Raw genomic sequence first — 19,961 nt, forward strand, 5'->3', positions numbered from 1 at the left:
AGAGGTTAAAGCAGGTAGTCCTTGCGGCGGCTCAAACGCCACGAGCTGCGGGCCGCCATGTAGGCACGCGACTGGCGCGACCACACCAACGCCAGCGCGATGACGCACACCACCAGGTAACCCCCGGCGATATACACGGGCGTGTACAGGGGCGAGGAGGTGCTCAGCAGGAACTCGACCTCCTGGCTGGGCGCGCCGTTCAGCGTGGCGAGCATGGCGCCCACGCTCAGCATAATCAGCATCGCCGAGATAATGCCCATCACCAGAGACACCGAAAGCACCACCGCGGCCCAGCGGTAGCCACGGATGAACGCCACCGTGCAGAAACTGTGCAGCACCACGTTTCCGAGGGTGCACAGCATCAGGAAGAGCACCGGGTAGTAGGCCTGCGCCTCCACGAGGGTGGAGGAATGCCAGGTGGACAGGCGCGGAAGATGGGTCGTTGTCAGCGACACGGTGGTGTACACCAGCAACGCCACCCAGCCCGCGGAAATGGCCAGGAGCACCCAGCCGGCGACCGACACGAGGTTCGGGGTCGGCGGTTTAGAGCGCGAGGACTTCACGGACGCCTCGGGGGAGGTAGCGGCCGGAGCCGCGGGGAGCGGTGCGGGTTCGGGGGTAGGCATGGTTGGATCTTTCGAGGGCCTGCGCGCCGTGACATACGACGGTTCATCGATGCGGCGGGTAGGCGCAGGGTACGTATGGTGTGGTGAAATACGGTGTGTTCGGTGAGCTTATGTGCATCGGCCGGGGTGTTCCGGCAGATTCCTAATCGGAGGGGGCGACCTCCGCGCCCGCACCGGAATCTTCGGGTACGTCGGATGCGTCGGCCTCGTTCTGCGGGGCGGGATGCGTGAGCGCGGTCCTCAACTCGTTGAAACGGTAAATCGTTAGTAGGGACAGGCCAATCTCACTCACCCACACCAGACCTAGGCCACAGAGCACCAGCATCGGGTCGAAGCCCATGGAGACGCCCGCCCAGTCCAGCATGAGAAGCAGGAACGTGATGGGTGAGAGCACCAGCCCCACGCCAATGTACCCAATCAGGGAGCAAATCGCCCAGATGCTGTACACGGAGGTGTCGGCAACGTCGTTCGGCGGGCGCAGAATCGGCCAGGCCTGGACGATGATGTACAGGGCCGCAACCAGCCAGAAGCAAATCGCCAGCGGCTGCGTGTACTGGGCGATGATGAGGCCCTCCGTCAGGCCCAGAACGCTCAGAATGGCGACGCGCACCAGCAGGTTTTTGCGTAGCTGACGCTGGCGTTTCTTGACCTCATCGCGGGAGTAGGTGCGCAGAAACGCCGGAAGCGCGGCCGGTGCCACCGGGGGATTGAGGGAGGTGGTCGGGGCCTGCGCTACGTGCGGGGCGGGCAGGGACGCATCCTTCGGGGGAGCGGTCGGCACGGCGTTCGCGGGGACCGTGCGGTGCATCGCGGTGGAGGGGACACTCACCTCCGCGGAGGCGGGCCGCAGGTCGCGGATGGGCGCCTGGTACCGGGTCCGCACGGCGGTGCCATCCGGGGTTTCGACGGACGGTGCGGAATCGTCTGTGGTCCGGTCCGGGGTACCCATATATCTCCTCCTGACGGCGTGGACGACGGTTTACGCCTCTACCGTATCATGCGCAGTTGAAGGCTTCCCGAACATGAAAAGAGGGGGCAGACAGTGCCCTTTTAGCCGCCGGTGTTCTCCGAGAACGACCCGCGGTGGAAGGCCTCGTTACGCCTGATTACCCGGCGCAGAACCACCGCGTAGAACAGCGAGAAGAAAAACTCCAGCACGAATGACCCCATGACCGTAAATACGGCTCCCGCGTAGAATGTCCCGAAGTGTTTAAAGAGCGCATCCGGCCCGTGCAGGGCGAATAGCAGGTACGCGAAGAAGGCACCCATCACCGCGGCCAGGAGCGCCGAGACGGCGTTGCCCCAGTAAATCAGCATGACGGAGCGGTCGGCGCGGTAGATGGTGGCCAACCAACCCTGCACGACCAGGTACACGAGCGGCACAGCACCCACGGGAAAGAGAGCCGCGCGCATGAAGAAGTACACCATGCCGAGCGCGGGGGCGATGAGCAGTACGACGCGCACCGCGTAGAGCACCTTTGCTGGCAGGGGCTCGCTACTGCCAATATCCCAAAGCTCCACAAAGGGGGCCTCCGCGGGCTCGGAGAGTTCCGAGCCGCGGGGCCCCGGTGCGGCGGAGCGCGGGCCGTGCTCCTCCGGCGGCTGCGCCGATTCAGACAACTGTGCCGATTCAGACGACTGCGCCGGTTCAGGCGCGTTAGCCCTCAAAAATACCTCGGGAACGGTCCTTGCGAACGCTCTCAGCCGGGAAGATGCGGCCGCTCATGCTGATGTACACGCCCGGATCCAGCAGGTTCAGGGCGGCGATTGCGGCACCCAGGTTGAAACCGGCGTCGGAGCGTGCCATGACGGCCGGCTGCATCGCGCCGGTCAGCACCACGACCTTCTCGCCCAGCTTCGCGTGCTCGAGCAGGTAGCGGGCGGTTTCGGGCATGGTATCGGTACCGTGGGTGATGAGCACCTGGGTGTTGGTGACGGCGTCCAGGGCCTCGGTCAGCTCGGCGCGGTCCTCGTCGGTCATATCCAGGCTGTCCTTGCCGATGAGCGGGCGGATGTCGAAGCGCACGTCGGTAATGACGCGGTCGAGCAGGTCCTTGGCGGCGGGTTCGCCGATATCCATGGTGCCGGCGACGGAGTAAAACTTGTCGATCGTGCCGCCGGTGGCCAGAATCGTGATTTCTTCGGGGTTCTTAATGGTGACGCTCACGGGGTCTCCTCATCTCTTGAGCAACAGAACCAATAACGACGCAAAAACCCGCCGGCCCCCGCTGAGCGGGAGGCGACGGGTCGTTCGGTGCGCCCTGTGGGGCTCGAACCCACGACCTGCGGATTAAAAGTCCGTAGCTCTACCGACTGAGCTAAAGGCGCTCTTTCCGCATAGCTATACAGCCTGCAGATAAAAACTACTATACACTAACGGCTCTCGCCTCCGGAACGGTGCGGGGCGCGGCACAGCGGGCGAAAATGCGCGGAGTCGCGGCAGGAGTACACTGGGTAATCCTATGTCTACATCCGCATCTTCCGCCGGCGGGCGCTCCCGCCGCCGCACGCATCACCGACCCGTCCTCTTTACCTCCGAGAAGTTCGAACGGCACGAGGGCGGCATGGATCCCGCCGCCCGTGAGGAGGCGGCTCACGCCTCGGCCCGCATCCTGCTGACGCGCGGGCGCGGCCCCGATCGAGAGCTGACCGAGCGACTCGTCAGCTTCACCGACGACTACGGCATCGAAATGCTTGCCGAGCTGTGGTCGCACGCGAGCGCGCACTCCCTGCCGGGCGCGCTCTGGCGTATGTATCGGCTGCGGGACACGGTGCACCGCTCCCCGCGCGGGGTGAGCCGCGCCTTTGAGCTGGGCATGGCGGAGGACTACCGCTCGCACGTGGTGGCGGGGGTGCCGGATCCGCCGGGCGCCGAGGAGGTTGTGCGCACGATTGACGAGATCCTGGCCGGTCTGTACACGGGGGACCTGGATATGGCGATGGAGCGGTGCGCGGCCTTCGCTCGCGTCGTGGCCCTGGGGATTCGCGTGGATTTCGCGCGGTACTCGCGTAATCCGGCGCCGGTGAGTCCGGTGGCGACGAGCCACGAGATTAAGCGTGAGGCGGTCGAGCGTCACCTGCGTATGCCGCGGCAGGCGGCGCAGCTCGAGCAGGACGCGCAGGACCTGGAGGCGGTGGCCGCCCAGTGGCGCGCCGCGGAGGCTTCTCGACGAGACCCGGAGGAAATCGCGTAGAGGCCGGATGCCCCACTCTGCTGGGTTCCTCGATTTGCCGACTGCCGGTGTTCGCGCCACGCTCGATCCCTGCCGATAGGGGCCCGATAAGGCGCTTTGTTGAAACGCGCAACACCCTCGTCAGAGTCTAGGTTTTAAGGCGGGACCGATGCATCAATATCGGGGTTAGTTTCGTGAGTTGGCACAGGTTCCACTTTGCACGCTAAGGGCGTGAAACGGGCGTTTTCGATTGACTCTTGCGGGGCGCGGGTAGATAATAATTACAAGATGTCGGGTTGCTAATAGGTAGCCCCGGGCTCCAAATCTTTAGCCGCTTCGAGCGGCCTTCCGCCGAGAGGCGCTCCCAACCCGACATCCCTAAACGTTCCGGTGGGGGTCGAGAAATCGACCCCCACCGTTTTATGTTTTCGGCCTGTATTTTATGGTCCGCATCCCGGTCTAGGCTAGCCCGTATCTCGGCCCGATTCAGCCCGGGATAGCTCGAGATAGCCCGGGTCGGTCTGGGCTGGTCCGGGCTGGTCCGGGCTTTCAGCCCACAGTTCCAGCGCCCGGTTCCGGCACCCGGTTTTGGCGTATCTCTTCACGCCGCACCACAGACTCCGTATATGCGAAATTGAGAATACATTATTGCGACTGGGTTCTGGGCACGGATTCCGGGTATAGGTTCTGGGCGTGGGTCGCGTCCAAAATACTCCTCAGCCCCGACCACTCGCTAGACTGGGAACTATGCTGCACCGCCTCTTCCCCCACGCGAACGAATCCCTCGCCTCCCTCGCCGAAATCTCGGCCCAGGTTGGCGAGGCCGCGGCGCTCCTCTCCGAAATGGTGGGCTCCCCCGTCGCCGAATACCCCGCCCTCTTCGAGCGCATGCTCGCGCACGAGGCCGACTCCACCGACCTGCTCTACCGCACCCTCACCGAGGTGCGTAGCTCCTTCTCCCCGCCGATTCCGCGCGAGGATATCTACACCCTGGCCCGTAAGCTCACCACCGCCGTTGAAAAGCTCACGAGCGCCGCGCACGTGCTGTCACTGCACAGCATTGACGGCTTTGCCACGCACATCACCTCGATTCTGGACATCATTCAGCGGCAGGCCGTACTCACCGCGACCGTCATCCCCAAGCTCGCCGATATCCGCGGTCTCGACAACTACTGGATGGACATGCTCCGCATCTCGCGGCAGGCCCTGCGCACCGCCGAAGAGTACGAAGCCCACATCTCCACCCGCTACACCCACGAACGCTACCGCCGCTACGTGACCTTCCTGGCCCAGCTGACCGCCGCCTCCAACGCGATGCGCGATGTCTCCACCGAGATTGGCCGCATCATCGTGCAGGAGTCCTAATGCTCCTGATTCCCTTCGCCCTCTGCGCGTTCGGCGCGGCCGTCTACGTGACCGGCATGCACGACGCCTCCAACACGGTCGCCGTGCCCGTGCGCACTCGCGCCCTCGGCGAACGCTCAGCCCTCTACCTGGCGGCGCTCTTCAACGTCCTCGGCGTCGTGAGCGCCTTCCTGCTGCTGGGCGAATACTCGGCCACCTGGGTGAGCGCCCCCGAGGGCGAGACCGGCCTGAGCGGCATCCTCGCCGCGCTGCTCGTCTGCTCCATCTGGGGCATGCTGACCTGGGCGCTCCGCCTGCCCTCTTCCTCGACCCACGCGCTCATCGGCGCGCTGGCCGGGGTCAGCTGGTGGGCCCGATTCAGCACGCAGGGTAGCCAGGAACTGCACCTCAGCTCGTTTCTGCCGCACATCTTCGAGGCGACCCTCTGGCCCCTGCTCTACCTGCCCCCACTGATTTTTGTTCTCTCCTGGGTCATGGTGATTCCCTTCTACCGGCTCGTGGTGGGGCACAACCCGCGCATGGTCAACCAGCGCTCCCGCGAGGTGCTCGCGGTGTCCTCCTCCGCGATTTCACTATTGCACGGAGTGCAGACAGGCTATCTGTACCTGCTCCTGTGGTCGCTCATGGTTCCCCTGCTCGGCGACCGTTCGGGCTCCGGCGGAACGTACCGTCTGGACACCGCAGGGATGCTCCTCGGCACGCTCTTTATCGCCCTGACCCTGGGCCTGGGAACGCTCAGCGGCGGGCGGCGCATCGGCTACACCTTCGCGTACAAGATGGTGCGCATCGATCCCCTCCGCGGCGCCGTCGCGCAGGGAACCACCGCCGCCGTGCAGATTCTTGGGTACTTTTTGCTGCAGGTTCCCTTCTCTTCGTCGCACCTGGCGACCGCATCGACCCTGGGCGCGGGTGTTAACCAGCGTTTCAACGCGTTGAAGCCCCGCATTGTGCTTCAGATTCTGCTGGTGTGGATTGTGACTATTCCGGCGTGTTTTATTGTCGGTGTGGCGGTCATGATGGCGGTTCAGGCGCTTCTCTGAGGCTTCGCGGGGCCGCCGTAGACCCCACCTGATTCCCTTTCTCATCTATGGTCGGCGCGGGTTGAGCGCGGGAGCTAACGCCCTTCATAATGGTGTGAGTTCACGAGCCTTCACACGACCTCCCCCAACTGATAAGTGACTATGCCCTCCCCCACCGTAGCTGTTCTGGTCCGCACGAAGGACCGCCCCCGTTTTCTGCGCCGCGCCCTGGCCAATATCGCCGAGCAGACCTTCACCGACTACACGGTCTGCGTCATCAACGACGGCGGGGACGAGCCTGCCACCCGCGCCATTCTGCAGGCTTCGCCCCTTGCGCACCTGCTGGAGGGCGATGCGCCGCGACTCATGCTGCTCACCACCGGCGGCGGGAATATGGAGGCGGCCTCAAACGCCGGGCTGGCGGCCACCGACAGCGAATTTGTGGCCATCCACGACGATGACGACCTGTGGGCCCCTGAGTTCCTGGAGCGCACCGTCGGGGCCCTGCGCGCAAGCGACGCTCTCATCTGCTCGACCCGCGTGGTGGAACGCTATGAACGCGAAACCCCCGAGGGCGAGTTCGAGGTGTACGAGGAACGCATCTTCCACGACGGCCTGCCCGGGTTCGGACTGCAGTTCCTCTACCGCACCAACCGCGCGGTACCCATCGGCATCCTCTACCGCCGCCGCCTGCACGAGCTGGTGGGCCCCTACGACGAGTCCCTGCCCGTGGTCGGCGATTGGGAGTTCAACCTGCGTGCCGCCGCAGTGACCGAGGTGCTGCTCGTGGACGAGCCCCTCGCCTACTGGTCGCTACGCCCGGAGGCCGACGGCGCGGAGGCAAATAGCGTGCAGCGCCAAGCCGAGCACGCCCGTTTTGATGCAAGCGTGCGCGCCCGCGCGATTCGCGACGACCTGCAGTCCGGCGGACGGCCCGGCCCGTACCTCTACCAGGCGCACCTGATGGCAGATCTGGAACGTCGTGTGATTGACGGGCACGACCTGACCCGCGAATCCCTGGATCTTCTGCGTTCCCTCGGGGAGCGGCTAGAGCGCATTGAGGCTCGTCAGGCCGCTATGGATGCGCGCCAGCGCGAGCTGGAAGCCCGATTCGCCGCCGACCGATCGCGGGGACGCGGCGCCCTGCGCACCCTGAGTTCCGCGGCCCGCTCCCTCGCGCGGCGCATGCGTTCCGCAATGCCTCACGGGGAGGGCCGCTAACCCATGACGGAGAACGCTCATCCTAATCATTCCCGCGCGCCGCGCGTGCTCGTGGTCGGCGATATCGGCCAGCACACCTACCACGTGGGTGACGAGGCCATGACCATCGCGAGCGCCCTTTTCCTGCACGAAGGCGGCGCGGCGGTCACCCTCATGACCCGCGACGAGCGACACTCGGCGCGGTACCTCAACGCGCCCCGCGGCACAGAAGGCGATGGCTACTCCTACCTGCCGTTTTTCCTCTTCCCCTGGGCACCGGCCGAGCGCGAGCTGACCCTCGCGGCGCTCGAGTGCGTCCTGGCTGAGCTGCACGCCGACCGGGAGCGGCCCTCCACCGCCGAGTTGGTGGCACTACCGCAGGTGCAGGCGCTGCCCGAGGTGTTGCACCCGCTGGAGCAGACCGTCGAGCGCATGGTGGGCTTCGCGGACTCCATCGCCGCCATGGACGCGGTCGTCATCTCGGGTGGCGGCAACCTCAACTCCCGCTTCGGCTGGCTCCTCTACGAGCGTGCCGCGGTGGCTCTTGTCGCCGAGTACGCCGGTGTTCCCCTGTTCGTGACCGGCCAGTCCTTGGGCCCGGTCCTCAACCCCGAGGATGCGCAGGTTCTGGAGCGCATGCTCCGCACCGCCCGTTCGGTGACGGTGCGCGAAAGCTCCTCGCTCGCATGGTGCCGCGAACGGGGTATCGACGCGCGCCTGAGCGTGGATGACGCCACCGACTACCCGGCGGTTTACCCGGCACGTACCCTGCACTATGCGGAGGGTATTTCAGCAAGTCAGTCACTTAACGAGCTGCCGGAGCACTACGTCTGCGTGACCGTCAACGAGTGTACCGACCAGCAGGCTCAGCAGATTGCGCGCCTACTCGACGGCATGTGGCGCGAACACGGCTACGCACCCGTGTTTCTGAGCCACTACGGTGACCCGCAGAACCCGACAAGCGGTGATATTCAGGCGCACCAGCGCATCGCCGAGCGGCTCAGCCCCTCCACCCCGGCGACCCTGCTACCGATTCTGCACGCCGACCAGAGCATCACCGTGCACCGGGCGGCGGCGTTCACCCTGACCAGCCGCTACCACCCGGCGGTATTCTCCGCCGCGGCGGGTATTCCCGTGCTCGCCCTCGTGCCCGATGCGTTCACGCAGATGCGCGTGGGCGGCGCCCTGCGCCAGTACGGGCTGGGCGAGTTCACCCTGCCGTTGGGTATGCTCGCCGGCGGTGTTCCTGAGCTGATGATCACCGCCGCCCTGCGGCACGCGGCGGTAGCAACGGATGCGCGCCGCATCGAGCTGCTGGAGGCGCTACGAGCCGAACGCACTTACCTGCTGGCGCAGATCCTTGTGCACGGTGAAGAAACTCGCGGCGGAGCAGAAGCCCCCGCGCCCTTCCCCGCCGCGACACAGGTCCCGGCGCTGCCCGAGCCACTGGGTGCGACGGTGCGCGCCGCCCGAGACCTCTTTACGGCCACGAGCCTGACGGCCGGGTTCGAGTGGGCCATGTCCGACCGCGCGCACTCCTGGGATGCCGTGCACCGCGCCGAGCTCGAGCGCCTGCTGGCTGATCGGGAAGAGCCCCGCGAGGCAGCCGGCGACAACGAGCCTCGTGGGGACGCCCGGGACGGGCGCAACCCCGAGCCGCCGGAGCCCGAGAACCGCACCGGCTTTCTGCGCCGGGTGGCCCGCCGCATCCGCGGCTAGGTCGGCTGCCCCTCCGGGCATCCCTCCGACACCCCGCAGTACCTCCAGCACCCCCCAAAGCCGTAGAGAGCGCCCGACCTGGCCGGGGGCGCAGGTCGCACGTCACAGAACCGTGAGACCCGGCCTCCCCTCACCCCGCTCGGCTCGACGGTATGATGGTTCCCATGGCACAATTCGCAGACATTCTTCGCAACGCAGAACGTAGTACTCGACAGTTCATCCGTGAGGGTGTTCATCGAGTCCGAGCAGACTTCTTTCAGTCTGTGCAGATTGTTGCGGCGTCTATGGGCGCTTGGCTTTTCGCTGAGCGCGTCCTGGGCCACCACGAGCCCATTTTCGCGCCGGTCGCTGCCCTCGTATCCCTCGGCTATGTAAGCGGTGCCAAGCATTCCCGCCGAATCCTTGAGGTCTCCTTCGGCGTGACCCTCGGCATTCTCATTGGCGACCTTCTGCTGATCCTGCTCGGTCACGGCACCTGGCAGGCGGCAGTGGTGCTTTTCTTGACCGTGATTATTGCCCGATTTATTGATAAGGGCATTATTTTTACGATTCAGCTCAGCTTCCAGGCCTGTTTCACGTTGCTACTGCCCGTACCTGACGATGCGTTCACCCGCAGTTTCGACGGCATTGTGGGTGGCGCCTTTGCATTCCTCACCATGTACCTGATGCCGCGCGACCCGCGCAAGAACCCGCGTGCCCGCGCACAGGCCCTCATGGATGCGTTCGCGAAGGTTTTCCAGCTCTCCTCCGAGGCAATCCGCTACTACGATTACAACAAGGCGTACCAGAGCCTGCTCGATGCGCGCGCCCTGCAGCCGCTCTACGATGCGTGCCGCGGCGACCTCATCACCGCGCAGGGCATGAACGACCTGTCGTGGAATAGCCGCAAGAACCGCGAGGAGCTGGAACGCCTGGCGAAGACCCTCGCCGCGGTGGATTTGGCCATTCGTAACGACCGCGTGCTCAACCGTCGCATGGCCTCAACCATTCGCCACGTGCAGCTGCGTTCGGCCGCTCAGGTATCGCTGAGCAAGGCTCTAGACGAGCTGTCACTGGCCTCCCAGAGCATCGGTCTGGGCATGTCTGCGCCGAAGAAGGAGGAGCGCGAGCACTACATGAAGAAGGCGCAGGACCGCATGGTGCGCCTGGCCGGAACCCTCGACCCGCACTACATGGGTGTGGCTTCCTTCGAGGGTGAGTCGCTGGTGCTAATGCTGCGCCTCATCGTGGTGGACTTCATGGAGGCCACCGGCATGAGCCACAAGGAGGCCCTGGACAAGCTGATGCCCCTGGGCGAGGCCATGACGCAGCACGCCCCGAGCACCTCCTCCCTGCCGGTGATTGACCTGCACGTGAGCCCCGAAGAGATGGAGGCGCGCGCCGCCGAAATGGGCGCCGCCACCGTGACGGGTTCCGTTCCGGAGAACGCTTCGGAGAATATCCAGCGACAGCCCGATCAGCTACACACCCGTTCGATCAACATCATGCTGTTCGAGAACGAAGAGGAGAACGCCTCCCAGCCGCGCACCGACCGTCCCTCGCAGGTTCGCCGAGACTAACGGGGTCGGCGACCAGCCGCAAAGTATAGAGGAGGGGGCTCCCGGCGACCTTTACGTCAGCCGGGAGCCCCCTCCTCGCTTTTGCTGTTTTACTTCTGCGGGAAGAGTAGTGCCAGCGCCTCGCCCAGGGTGGTCACCTCGCGTACGGTCACACCCTCGGGCACGTCCCCCACACCGGTCGGGGAGGCGGGCACCAGCACGTGTGTGAAGCCCAGGCGGCCCACCTCCGCGATGCGCTGGCGGATGCCCGGCACGGCGCGCACCTCGCCCGCCAGACCCACCTCGCCAAAGACCGCGAGCTTGCGCGGCAGCGGCTTATTCTGCGCCGCCGAGGCGAGCGCCATGACGCAGGCCAGGTCAGCGGCGGGCTCGGCAATTTTCGCGCCACCCACCGTTGAGACGTAGCAGTCGAGCTTGCCCACGTTCAGCCCGGCGCGGCGCTGCAGCACCGCCAGGAGCATCTGGATACGCGCCGAATCCAGACCCGAAACGGTGCGGCGCGGGGCGGGTGCCACCGCCTGATCCAGCAGCGCCTGAACCTCCGCGAGCAGGGGGCGGCGACCCTCCATCGTGACGGTTACACAGGTGCCCGCCACCGGGTGCGGGGTGCTGGAGACGAACATGCCGGAGGGGTCCAGCACGGGGGCGATGCCGTCCTCGTGCATGTCAAAGCAGCCCACCTCGTCGGTGGGGCCGAAGCGGTTCTTAATAGCGCGCAGCATGCGGATATTCGAGTGCTTGTCGCCCTCGAACTGGCAGACCACGTCCACCAGGTGCTCGAGCAGGCGCGGGCCCGCGATGGTGCCCTCCTTGGTCACGTGCCCCACGAGCAGGGTGCACATGTTGCGTTCCTTCGCGGCGGCAATCACGGAGGCGGCGACCTCGCGCACCTGGGTGACGCCGCCGGCGCTACCCTCAACTTCCGCGGAGGCGAGGGTCTGCACCGAGTCGATGACCAGCAGCGCCGGGTCAATCTGTTCGATGTGCGCCAGGGCGGTGCCGAGGTCGGTTTCGCTGGTCAGGTAGAGGGTCTGCGCGATGGCGCCGATGCGGTCGGCGCGGAGCTTGACCTGCGCGGCGGATTCCTCGCCGGTAATGTACAGGACCGGGCGCGGCGGCTGGGCTTTTTGCGCGGGGGTGTTCGTACGGTTCTGCGCGCCCCTCTGCCCCGCAATCCCGGCGGTGCCGCGCGCGAAGGTGGCGGCGACGTCCAGCAGCAGAGTGGACTTGCCCACGCCGGGCTCGCCCGCCATGAGGATAACCGCGCCGGGTACGAGTCCGCCGCCGAGCACGCGGTCAAATTCGGGGTTTCCGGTGCTCATGTAGGCGGCAACGCGCGAGTCGACCTCGGCGATGGGCTGGGCGGGCTTCTGCACGCTGGATGCGGCGCGGGTGCGCGCGCGGGTTCCCCCGGCGGCTTCTTCGACGGTGCCCCAGGTCTGACATTCACCGCAGCGGCCCACCCACTTGGCGGTGGTCCAGCCACATTCGGTGCAGCGGTAGGCGGGGGCGGTTTTGGTGGTCTTGGTGCGGGCGCTCATGGCTCTATTGTAGGGGCGGGCCCGCTTTCTTACCGGGGCGAAGGTCATCTCTCGCGGCGGGCGTACAGCGGGGCGGCCCGCGCCCGTAAAACCGTCCGGGGAAACCGCAAGTGCCTCCCGGAGAGTAGCGTTTCGACACCGTTTAAAAATCAAGAATATCTATTCGTTTTTAAGGCACTTTAGCCCGCCGTTTCGCCCCTGACATCGCCCTTTAGGTGCGATTATGGGTACAATGGTTTTCGTGCAGATGAATTATAGTGACCTTTTGCTGAAAACTATCGCCCGAATCGCCCCCGGCACCGAGCTTCGCGAGGGCCTGGAACGCATCATGCGTGGCCGCACGGGCGCGCTCATCGTACTCGGCTCCGACCGCACCGTTTCCTCCATGTCTTCGGGCGGTTTCAGCATCGACACCGAGTTTTCGGCAACCCGCCTGCGCGAGCTGGCCAAGATGGATGGCGCCATCATCTGCGACCGCGATGCCACCCGCCTGCTGCACGCCGGCGTGCAGCTCATGCCGGACGCCTCCATCGATACGAACGAATCCGGCACCCGCCACCGCACCGCCGAGCGCACCGCGATTCAGACCGGCTTCCCGGTGATTTCGGTGAGCGCCTCAATGTCCGTGATTTCGGTGTACGTTGACGGCACCCGCTACACAGTCGAGGACAGCCAGTACCTCATGGCCCGCGCAAACCAGGCGATTCAGACCCTTGAAAGCTATAAGAAGCGCCTGCGCTCGGTGCTTTCCTCGCTCTCGGCCCTGGAGATTGAGTCCAACGTGTCCCTGGCGGATGTGGCGATGACCCTTCAGCGCATGGAGATGGTGAACCGCATTATCCGCGAGGTCAGCCACTACGTGCTGGAGCTTGGCGTGCACGGCCGCCTGATTGCCCTGCAGCTGGAGGAGCTGCGCGCGCCCGAGATGACCGCCAGCGACCTGATTCTGCGTGACTACCTGCCCGAGGCGAATGATGAGCTGATCGCCGCCGGCGTGCAGGCGCTCCAGAACCTAGACGGTATGGACATCGTCGATTTGCGCGCGATTGCCCGCGCCGTCGGCTTTGGCGAGAACCCCGATTTGGAGACTCCCCTGCAGCCGCGCGGCTTCCGTCTGCTGGACGGTATTCCGAGTATTCCGAACGCGATTGCCGAACGCCTCGTGGAGCGCTTTGGAAGCCTTCAGGCCCTCATGGCGGCTTCCCTTGAGGATTTGCGAGCCGTGGACGGCGTGGGTGAGGCGCGCGCCCGCACGGTGCGCGAGCAGCTGACCCGCATGGCGGAAAGCAGCCTGGAGCGTTACCTCTAAATCACCCGGGTACACCCCCTAGCAATTGAGAACGGTCCCGGGTTATGATGTGCTGACAGAGGTTTCCCCTCGTCCAGGCCATAACACGTCACGAGGAGGTCACTATGGCCAAGCGCTCCGTCCCGTTCTTTGTGTGGGCTTCCCCCATTCTTTTTCTGATTTACCTGCCACTGCTGTGGTTCCGAGTCATTCCCAATTCCTTTGAGGTGACCGACCCTCCCACCCTGCTTCTAGCAGCCCTGCAGTGGACCGCTTTCGGCAGCTTGCTCGGCTACCTGGCTGAGCGCCGCTTCGCCAAGCCCCGCACCTCCAAGTAGCACACCTCCAGGTAGCGCCACGCAACAGCCTTATACGAAAAGCCCCCGCGCCGGAGAGCATCCGGTGCGGGGGCTTTTCACGCCCGCTCACGGGCGAAAACTATGGGGGCTCGGCGAAGCGACTACTGAATCACGAAGTTCACCTGGGTCGAGGTTACGCCGTTCACCGTTGCGGTTGCCCAGTAGGAACCCTTCTGGGCGTTCGAAGCGGCGGAGCAGCCCAGAACGTTGATCTTGCGATCCCAGGCCAGGTCGGTTGCGCCCTCGGCGCCCGCGGCAACCTCAGCCTTCGGCAGGGTGGTCGCGGTGCACAGGCTACGGGTGTACACCTGCGCCGATCCCGAGGTGATGTTCAGGTCCACGCCGGTATTCGCACCCTCACCACCCACGGCGCAGGGGGTCTTCGAGGAGTTCGTGTAGGTCACGTGGAACGAGACCTGCTCGCCCGCGGCGAACGTGCGCTTCGCGGGGGTGACGGTCACCTTCAGGTCGTTCGCGGTGCAGGCTGCCACCACACCCGCCGCACTTGCGCTCGGGGTGGCTGAGGGGGTGGCCTGCGCGGTCTTGGCCTCGCTCGGCTTTGCCTCGGGGCTCTTGGTTTCAGCAGCCTTGGTCTCGGTGGCATTAGGGGAGGCACTCTTGGTCGCCGTCTCGCTCGGGGAGGCAGAAGGACTTGCCGAAGCGGAGGCGCTTGCCGAGGCCGTTTCGGAGGGACGCGCGCTGAAGCTCTGGAAGGGCGCACCGGTGGCCGTCGCGGTAGAGGCGACGGTGGCGTCCTTCTTGTTGTTAATCATGCCGACGATGCTCGTCACGCCCGCAACCAGCAGGAGAATGACGGCGAGCAGGGCAACAACCGCCACGATGCGACGGCGGCGGTAAACTTCGGGAGGCAGAACGGGACCGTTTTCAGACATACTCTAAGGATACCGGGTTTCAACCTTAGATTCACCATGAACCCATTCCATGCCGTTTTGGGAATATATAGCCCGTGACGTAGGCTTTTCTGATGATTCCAGAAGCAGCAGACCCCGCAAATCACCCCCCACAAGGCATCAAGCCGGATCTATTACACGAACGCATTAACGGTTGGTTCATGCAGAATGCACGCGACCTGCCCTGGCGCCGCGACGACTGCTCGCCCTGGGGCGTGATGGTCAGCGAATTCATGCTGCAGCAGACCCCCGTCAAGCGCGTCCTGCCCGTCTGGGAGGAGTGGATGCACCGCTGGCCCACCCCCGCAGACCTGGCCGCCGAGCCCGTCTCGGAGGCGGTGCGCGCCTGGGGTCGCCTGGGCTACCCGCGCCGCGCCCAGCGCCTGCACGGGGCGGCCGTGGCGATTGTGGAGCGGCATGGTGGTAAGGTTCCCGCCGACCACGAGGCACTCCTCGACCTACCGGGCGTGGGCTCCTACACGGCCGCCGCCATCAGCGTTTTCGCGTTCGGTCTGCGAGAGACGGTTATCGACACGAATATCCGCCGCGTGCACGCCCGCGCCGTCAGCGGCAAGGCGCTCCCCTCCCGCTCGCTGACGGCCACCGAAACCCGCCTGGCCGAGGCACTCATGCCCGCCGATACCCCAACCTCCTGCGTGTGGAACGCCGCGACCATGGAGCTCGGCGCGCTGGTCTGCACCGCGAAGTCCCCGACCTGCGAGCTGTGCCCCGTGCAGGATGTATGCGCCTGGATTGCGGCCGGCCGGCCCGAGGCCGAGTACACGCCAAAGGGCCAGGCCTGGCACGGCACGGACCGCCAGGTGCGCGGCGCCGTCATGGCGGTTCTCCGCGCCGCCCACGAGCCCGTGGAGCGCAGCCTCATCCTGGATGCAGCCTCGGCCACCGGTGCTGCCGCCTCGCCCGACCTGGTGTTCCCCGCGAATGTTCCGGCCGAGGTGCACCGCCCGCTCAAGGCGTTGTACGCGCTCTCCCCTGCCTCCGAACAGCTGCAGCGCTGCTACGCGGGCCTTCTGGCTGATTCTCTGGCCCGTGAGGTACCGGAGGGCGGGCGGGTGCTCGTCTCGCTTTAGAAGGGCCCCAGAGGGCCTTAGAACGCGCAAACGCCCGAGGGGCGGCACCGAATAACCGGTACCGCCCCTCGGGCGTTTATTGCGCTAGAGTTTAGCGGCCTAGAGCCTAGTCGTTACCCTGGCCCTCGCGGACCTCGGAAGCGGGAGCCTCGGAAGACTCACCCTCCTTCGCGGGCTCCTCCACGGACTCCAGAGAGAGCTCCTTCATCGGCTGAGACGAGAAGACGAACTTCGCGGAGTCGCCCTCGCCCTCAACGTCCACGGTAATCTTCTCGCCGGGCTTGATGTCGCCGAAGAGAATCTTCTCGGACAGGGCGTCCTCGATGTTGCGTTGCATCTCGCGGCGCAGCGGACGGGCACCCATGGACGGGTCGTAACCCTTAGCCGCCATGAGGACCTTCGCAGCGTTGGTCAGCTCGATGGACATATCCTGCTCCGCCAGGCGCTTGGCCAGGCGACCCACGAACAGGTCCACAATCTGCAGAATCTCGGATTCCGAGAGCTGCGGGAAGACGATAATGTCATCCACACGGTTCAGGAACTCGGGACGGAAGTGCTCCTTGAGGCTTTCCATCACGCGAGCCTGCATGCGTTCGTAATCGGCGGCGGAATCGTCCATGGCCTGGAAACCAACCGGGATGCGGCGGTTCACATCGCGGGAACCCAGGTTGGTGGTCATGATGATCACGGTGTTCTTGAAGTCCACCACGCGACCCTGCGAGTCGGTCAGGCGGCCGTCCTCAAGAATCTGCAGCAGCGAGTTGAACAGGTCGGAGTGAGCCTTCTCCACCTCGTCGAACAGGACCACGGAGAAGGGCTTGCGGCGCACCTTCTCGGTCAGCTGACCGCCCTCTTCGTAGCCAACGTATCCGGGAGGGGCACCAAACAGACGGGAGACGGTGTGCTTCTCCTGGTACTCGGACATGTCCAGGGTGATGAGGGCGTCCTCGTCACCGAAGAGGAACTCGGCCAGGGCCTTAGCAAGCTCGGTCTTACCCACACCGGTCGGACCTGCGAAGATGAACGAGCCACCGGGACGGTGCGGATCCTTCAGACCCGCACGGGTACGACGAATCGCACGGGACAGGGCCGCAATGGCGTGTTCCTGGCCGATGACGCGCTTGTGGAGCTCCTGCTCCATGGTCAGCAGGCGGCTGGACTCTTCCTCGGTGATCTTGTAGACGGGCACGCCGGTGGAGGCGGCCAGAACCTCGGAAATCACCTCGGGGGTCACGACGCCGTAGGCGTCTCCGCCACCCTCGCGCCATTCCTTCTCTGCGGCTTCCTTCTCGGCCAGGACCTTCTGCTCCTGGTCGCGCAGGCCGGCTGCCTTCTCGTAATCCTGCGAGTTGATGGCCTCTTCCTTCTGCTGGCGCAGCTTGGCGGCCTTCTCGTCCAGAATCTTAATTTCCGGCGGAGCGGTCATGCGCTTGATGCGCAGGCGCGCACCGGCCTCGTCAATCAGGTCGACGGCCTTATCCGGCAGGAAGCGGTCGGAGATGTAGCGTGCCGCGAGGTTCACGGCGGTCTCAATCGCCTCGTCGGTGATGGTGACGCGGTGGTGAGCCTCGTACTTATCGCGCACACCCTTCAGAATCTGCACGGCGAGCTCCTGGGAGGGCTCGTCCACCAGAATCGGCTGGAAGCGGCGCTCCAGGGCGGCGTCCTTCTCGATGTGCTTGCGGTACTCGTCCAGGGTGGTTGCACCGATGGTCTGCAGCTCACCTCGGGCCAGCATGGGCTTGAGGATGGAGGCGGCGTCAATCGCGCCTTCGGCGGCACCGGCACCCACCAGGGTGTGAATCTCGTCGATGAACAGGATGATGTCGCCGCGGGAGCGAATCTCCTTCAGGACCTTCTTCAGGCGTTCCTCAAAGTCACCGCGGTAGCGGGAACCGGCCACGAGGGAGCCGAGATCCAGGGTGTACAGGTGCTTGTCCTTGAGGGTCTCGGGGACGTCACCGTGCACGATGGCCTGGGCCAGGCCCTCGACCACAGCGGTCTTACCCACACCGGGCTCACCAATCAGCACGGGGTTGTTCTTGGTACGGCGAGAGAGAACCTGCATGACGCGTTCCATCTCGTGGTGACGGCCAATCACCGGGTCCAGCTCGCCCTCACGCGCTGCGGCGGTGAGGTTGCGGCCGAACTGATCCAGAATCGTGGAACCCGCGGGAGTGCCTTCGCGGGAGTTACCCGCACCCACACCGGCGGTTTCCTTCTCGCCGGAGTTGTTGCCGGGGTAGCCGGAAATCAGGTCCATGACGGCCTGGCGCACGGCGGCGGGCTCAGCACCCAGCTTGACCAGCACCTGGTTTGCCACACCCTCATTCGCGCGCACCATACCGAGCAGGATGTGCTCGGTGCCGATGTAGCCGTGGTTCAGCTGAATAGCCTCGCGCATGGACAGTTCGAGAACCTTCTTCGCGCGGGGGGTAAAGGGGATGTGTCCGTTGGGGGCCTGGGGGCCGGGGCCGACGATGTCCTGAACCTGTTCACGTACTGCGTTCAGGGTAACGCCCAATGATTCCAGGGCGCGTGCACCGATGCCTTCGCCCTCGTGAATCAGACCGAGCAGCAGGTGTTCGGTACCGATGTAGTTGTGGTTGAGCATGCGTGCCTCTTCCTGGGCAAGCACCACAACGCGCCGAGCTCGGTCGGTAAAGCGTTCAAACATTTACGCACTCCTTGCATTTTCCTATTGATACAAGAGTACGTTGAGCGCCGGGTTTCTGCCCCGCGTGTGGGCGCCTGTTCGCCATCAAGAGAACGGAAAGGGCGCGGGCGGAAGGCAAGCGGGGGCGGTCGCTCATCTTCGAGGCGCCCGGCACCTTTTTGAGGGTTGCCTCGCGACACTCGAATGCACATATTGCCGAACACAAACACAGAAAAATCCACGTATAGGAATACGATAGGCGCAGATTATCTGCAGAGAATCCCGAATATTGCAGAATACGCACTGTTTTTCAAAGTATATGCACGCCAATCACCCGATGGGGTGACAAGAATTCCTGGGCTTGCGCGAGAATCGCACTAAATGCTCCACGACTTCCCCATCATTCCCTAAAGCGCGTAAAAATACATAAAGATATCGATGCCACGAACGGGTGAATAATCCCGGAAATAATGACACGCACACTCATCGCTCATGAGTTATTCGCGCGGAGAGAATCAATCTGGGGCTATGCCCTTATAAATACGGACGCAATGATATCGACATTCCGTCTGTATATTCCGACAGGTGCAAGAAATTGCACTCTCCGCCGCCAACAATATGTTTTACAAGTAAATTAAAAATGCCGGTGCCTCGGTAGGACACCGCACGCTTTTCCCCCACCCTCCAGGATTGATAATTCAAATCCTCCCGCCGCGGCCCCGATATTTACCGCCACATAAAAACGCTCACGGCGGATAGCGATTATCGCTATCCGCCGTGAGCGTACACAATGCATTTGCTCCGCGCGGAGCAAAACCCGAAGGGGGTAGAAATTAAGCCTGTTCCTTCATTGCTGCGTAGTATGCATCCTGAATGTCCTGGTGGATGCGGCCGCGGTCAGAAACCTTGTGGCCGTTAGCCTTAGCCCACTCGCGAATCGCTGCGGTCTCGGGGTTACGCTTGACCGGAGCGGCGGTACCGCGGGGTGCGCGGGTGCGCTGAGCAGAGCCCTGCACGCGGCGGGACTTAGCTACGAAGGGACGGATAGCGTCGCGCAGACGTGCGGCGTTGGCGGAGGACAGGTCAATCTCGTAGTGAGCGCCATCCAGGCCGAAGCGGATGGTCTCGTCGGCGGGGCCGCCGTCCAGATCGTCTTCAAGGATGATGCGAACCTTCTGTGCCATAAATGGCACCTCCCTCATCTGTTGCATATATCCTATGGGTGCAAAACCCTGAAGCCCCTATCGAAAATTGATAGAGAAAAAGTGTGCCGGATATACATATGTACTAATTTCCTATATATCGTAACAGAAATACCGGGGGCGTTCATTGCGCAAACCGGCAAAATAGACGGGTAAATAACACCCGAGAATAATATGAGGAATATTTTCGGGGAATATCGTCCCCAAATCATCGGCAATACGGGCTCTTCAGAGTTGAGTGTGGTTGGAGGC

General features: G+C 64.3%; 17 protein-coding genes and 1 tRNA gene. 9 read left to right on the forward strand and 9 right to left on the reverse strand.

What is annotated here, in order from left to right; translation table 11 throughout:
- Positions 1 to 5 precede the first annotated feature (5 nt).
- The 5 genes from HMPREF2874_RS08845 to HMPREF2874_RS08865 form a co-directional block, all read right to left on the reverse strand.
- A complete protein-coding gene (locus HMPREF2874_RS08845) occupies positions 6 to 626 on the reverse strand; it encodes a hypothetical protein (protein WP_049333415.1) in 621 nt (206 codons plus the stop codon).
- Between the two features lie 142 nt (positions 627 to 768).
- Positions 769 to 1,575 (reverse strand): DUF2975 domain-containing protein, encoded by an 807-nt coding sequence (locus HMPREF2874_RS08850; protein ID WP_070650001.1) that lies wholly within the window; start codon positions 1,573 to 1,575, stop codon positions 769 to 771.
- 101 nt (positions 1,576 to 1,676) lie between these two features.
- A complete protein-coding gene (locus HMPREF2874_RS08855) occupies positions 1,677 to 2,246 on the reverse strand; it encodes a hypothetical protein (RefSeq protein WP_070650002.1) in 570 nt (189 codons plus the stop codon).
- Positions 2,247 to 2,283: 37 nt separating this feature from the next.
- Entirely contained in the window at positions 2,284 to 2,793 is a 510-nt protein-coding gene (locus HMPREF2874_RS08860; RefSeq protein ID WP_049333411.1) for an asparaginase domain-containing protein, read from the reverse strand.
- An 88-nt stretch (positions 2,794 to 2,881) separates the two neighbouring features.
- A tRNA-Lys gene (locus HMPREF2874_RS08865) sits at positions 2,882 to 2,954 on the reverse strand.
- 134 nt (positions 2,955 to 3,088) lie between these two features.
- On the opposite strand from HMPREF2874_RS08865, the gene HMPREF2874_RS08870 reads away from it, so the two are divergent.
- The 6 genes from HMPREF2874_RS08870 to HMPREF2874_RS08895 all read left to right on the forward strand — a co-directional run bounded on the left by HMPREF2874_RS08870 (position 3,089) and on the right by HMPREF2874_RS08895 (position 10,661).
- Positions 3,089 to 3,820 (forward strand): histone acetyltransferase, encoded by a 732-nt coding sequence (locus tag HMPREF2874_RS08870; protein ID WP_070650003.1) that lies wholly within the window; start codon positions 3,089 to 3,091, stop codon positions 3,818 to 3,820.
- A 726-nt stretch (positions 3,821 to 4,546) separates the two neighbouring features.
- Positions 4,547 to 5,164 carry a phosphate transport regulator gene (locus HMPREF2874_RS08875; RefSeq protein WP_070650004.1) on the forward strand — a complete coding sequence of 206 codons (618 nt, stop codon included), beginning with the start codon at positions 4,547 to 4,549 and terminating at the stop codon, positions 5,162 to 5,164.
- Positions 5,164 to 6,204 (forward strand): inorganic phosphate transporter, encoded by a 1,041-nt coding sequence (locus HMPREF2874_RS08880; protein ID WP_070650005.1) that lies wholly within the window; start codon positions 5,164 to 5,166, stop codon positions 6,202 to 6,204. The genes HMPREF2874_RS08875 and HMPREF2874_RS08880 overlap by 1 nt, the downstream gene beginning before the upstream one ends.
- Before the next feature lie 141 nt (positions 6,205 to 6,345).
- The gene (locus tag HMPREF2874_RS08885; protein WP_070650006.1) at positions 6,346 to 7,404 is read left to right on the forward strand and encodes a glycosyltransferase family 2 protein; all 1,059 of its coding nucleotides are present in this window, start codon (positions 6,346 to 6,348) and stop codon (positions 7,402 to 7,404) included.
- Between the two features lie 3 nt (positions 7,405 to 7,407).
- The gene (locus HMPREF2874_RS08890) at positions 7,408 to 9,102 is read left to right on the forward strand and encodes a polysaccharide pyruvyl transferase family protein (protein ID WP_083309878.1); all 1,695 of its coding nucleotides are present in this window, start codon (positions 7,408 to 7,410) and stop codon (positions 9,100 to 9,102) included.
- A gap of 164 nt (positions 9,103 to 9,266) precedes the next feature.
- Positions 9,267 to 10,661 (forward strand): FUSC family protein, encoded by a 1,395-nt coding sequence (locus HMPREF2874_RS08895; RefSeq protein ID WP_246823806.1) that lies wholly within the window; start codon positions 9,267 to 9,269, stop codon positions 10,659 to 10,661.
- Between the two features lie 89 nt (positions 10,662 to 10,750).
- On the opposite strand, the gene radA is transcribed toward HMPREF2874_RS08895, so the two are convergent.
- The gene (gene radA / locus HMPREF2874_RS08900) at positions 10,751 to 12,202 is read right to left on the reverse strand and encodes a DNA repair protein RadA (protein ID WP_070650008.1); all 1,452 of its coding nucleotides are present in this window, start codon (positions 12,200 to 12,202) and stop codon (positions 10,751 to 10,753) included.
- 232 nt (positions 12,203 to 12,434) lie between these two features.
- Here radA and disA point away from each other — a divergent pair, with 232 nt between their 5' ends.
- Positions 12,435 to 13,511 (forward strand): DNA integrity scanning diadenylate cyclase DisA, encoded by a 1,077-nt coding sequence (disA, locus tag HMPREF2874_RS08905; protein ID WP_070650026.1) that lies wholly within the window; start codon positions 12,435 to 12,437, stop codon positions 13,509 to 13,511.
- 104 nt (positions 13,512 to 13,615) lie between these two features.
- Positions 13,616 to 13,828, forward strand: coding sequence for a phosphoglycerol transferase (locus HMPREF2874_RS08910; RefSeq protein WP_070650009.1), 213 nt, complete (start codon positions 13,616 to 13,618; stop codon positions 13,826 to 13,828).
- Between the two features lie 122 nt (positions 13,829 to 13,950).
- On the opposite strand, the gene HMPREF2874_RS08915 is transcribed toward HMPREF2874_RS08910, so the two are convergent.
- Positions 13,951 to 14,742 (reverse strand): hypothetical protein, encoded by a 792-nt coding sequence (locus tag HMPREF2874_RS08915; protein WP_070650010.1) that lies wholly within the window; start codon positions 14,740 to 14,742, stop codon positions 13,951 to 13,953.
- Between the two features lie 92 nt (positions 14,743 to 14,834).
- Between HMPREF2874_RS08915 and HMPREF2874_RS08920 the strand changes: the two genes are divergently transcribed.
- Positions 14,835 to 15,851: an HhH-GPD family protein gene (locus HMPREF2874_RS08920; RefSeq protein WP_070650011.1), complete on the forward strand. Its 1,017-nt coding sequence runs from the start codon at positions 14,835 to 14,837 to the stop codon at positions 15,849 to 15,851.
- Between the two features lie 106 nt (positions 15,852 to 15,957).
- Here the strand turns inward: HMPREF2874_RS08920 and HMPREF2874_RS08925 are convergent, their stop codons facing one another.
- The gene (locus HMPREF2874_RS08925) at positions 15,958 to 18,528 is read right to left on the reverse strand and encodes an ATP-dependent Clp protease ATP-binding subunit (RefSeq protein ID WP_070650012.1); all 2,571 of its coding nucleotides are present in this window, start codon (positions 18,526 to 18,528) and stop codon (positions 15,958 to 15,960) included.
- 812 nt (positions 18,529 to 19,340) lie between these two features.
- Positions 19,341 to 19,691 carry a histone-like nucleoid-structuring protein Lsr2 gene (locus HMPREF2874_RS08930; protein WP_049333459.1) on the reverse strand — a complete coding sequence of 117 codons (351 nt, stop codon included), beginning with the start codon at positions 19,689 to 19,691 and terminating at the stop codon, positions 19,341 to 19,343.
- Positions 19,692 to 19,961 lie beyond the last annotated feature (270 nt).

Origin of the sequence: Rothia sp. HMSC068F09 (assembly GCF_001812775.1) — a bacterium.
GTDB lineage: Bacteria > Actinomycetota > Actinomycetes > Actinomycetales > Micrococcaceae > Rothia > Rothia mucilaginosa_A.

Bases quoted from the DNA above. Each gene is read 5' to 3' on its own strand.
- HMPREF2874_RS08895 (WP_246823806.1), top strand. From the start codon at position 9,267: ATGGCACAATTCGCAGACATTCTTCGCAACGCAGAACGTAGTACTCGA.
- radA (WP_070650008.1), bottom strand. From the start codon at position 12,202: ATGAGCGCCCGCACCAAGACCACCAAAACCGCCCCCGCCTACCGCTGC.
- HMPREF2874_RS08870 (WP_070650003.1), top strand. From the start codon at position 3,089: ATGTCTACATCCGCATCTTCCGCCGGCGGGCGCTCCCGCCGCCGCACG.
- HMPREF2874_RS08930 (WP_049333459.1), bottom strand. From the start codon at position 19,691: ATGGCACAGAAGGTTCGCATCATCCTTGAAGACGATCTGGACGGCGGC.
- HMPREF2874_RS08920 (WP_070650011.1), top strand. From the start codon at position 14,835: ATGATTCCAGAAGCAGCAGACCCCGCAAATCACCCCCCACAAGGCATC.
- HMPREF2874_RS08885 (WP_070650006.1), top strand. From the start codon at position 6,346: ATGCCCTCCCCCACCGTAGCTGTTCTGGTCCGCACGAAGGACCGCCCC.
- HMPREF2874_RS08910 (WP_070650009.1), top strand. From the start codon at position 13,616: ATGGCCAAGCGCTCCGTCCCGTTCTTTGTGTGGGCTTCCCCCATTCTT.
- disA (WP_070650026.1), top strand. From the start codon at position 12,435: ATGGTTTTCGTGCAGATGAATTATAGTGACCTTTTGCTGAAAACTATC.
- HMPREF2874_RS08845 (WP_049333415.1), bottom strand. From the start codon at position 626: ATGCCTACCCCCGAACCCGCACCGCTCCCCGCGGCTCCGGCCGCTACC.
- HMPREF2874_RS08925 (WP_070650012.1), bottom strand. From the start codon at position 18,528: ATGTTTGAACGCTTTACCGACCGAGCTCGGCGCGTTGTGGTGCTTGCC.
- HMPREF2874_RS08915 (WP_070650010.1), bottom strand. From the start codon at position 14,742: ATGTCTGAAAACGGTCCCGTTCTGCCTCCCGAAGTTTACCGCCGCCGT.
- HMPREF2874_RS08880 (WP_070650005.1), top strand. From the start codon at position 5,164: ATGCTCCTGATTCCCTTCGCCCTCTGCGCGTTCGGCGCGGCCGTCTAC.
- HMPREF2874_RS08890 (WP_083309878.1), top strand. From the start codon at position 7,408: ATGACGGAGAACGCTCATCCTAATCATTCCCGCGCGCCGCGCGTGCTC.
- HMPREF2874_RS08875 (WP_070650004.1), top strand. From the start codon at position 4,547: ATGCTGCACCGCCTCTTCCCCCACGCGAACGAATCCCTCGCCTCCCTC.
- HMPREF2874_RS08850 (WP_070650001.1), bottom strand. From the start codon at position 1,575: ATGGGTACCCCGGACCGGACCACAGACGATTCCGCACCGTCCGTCGAA.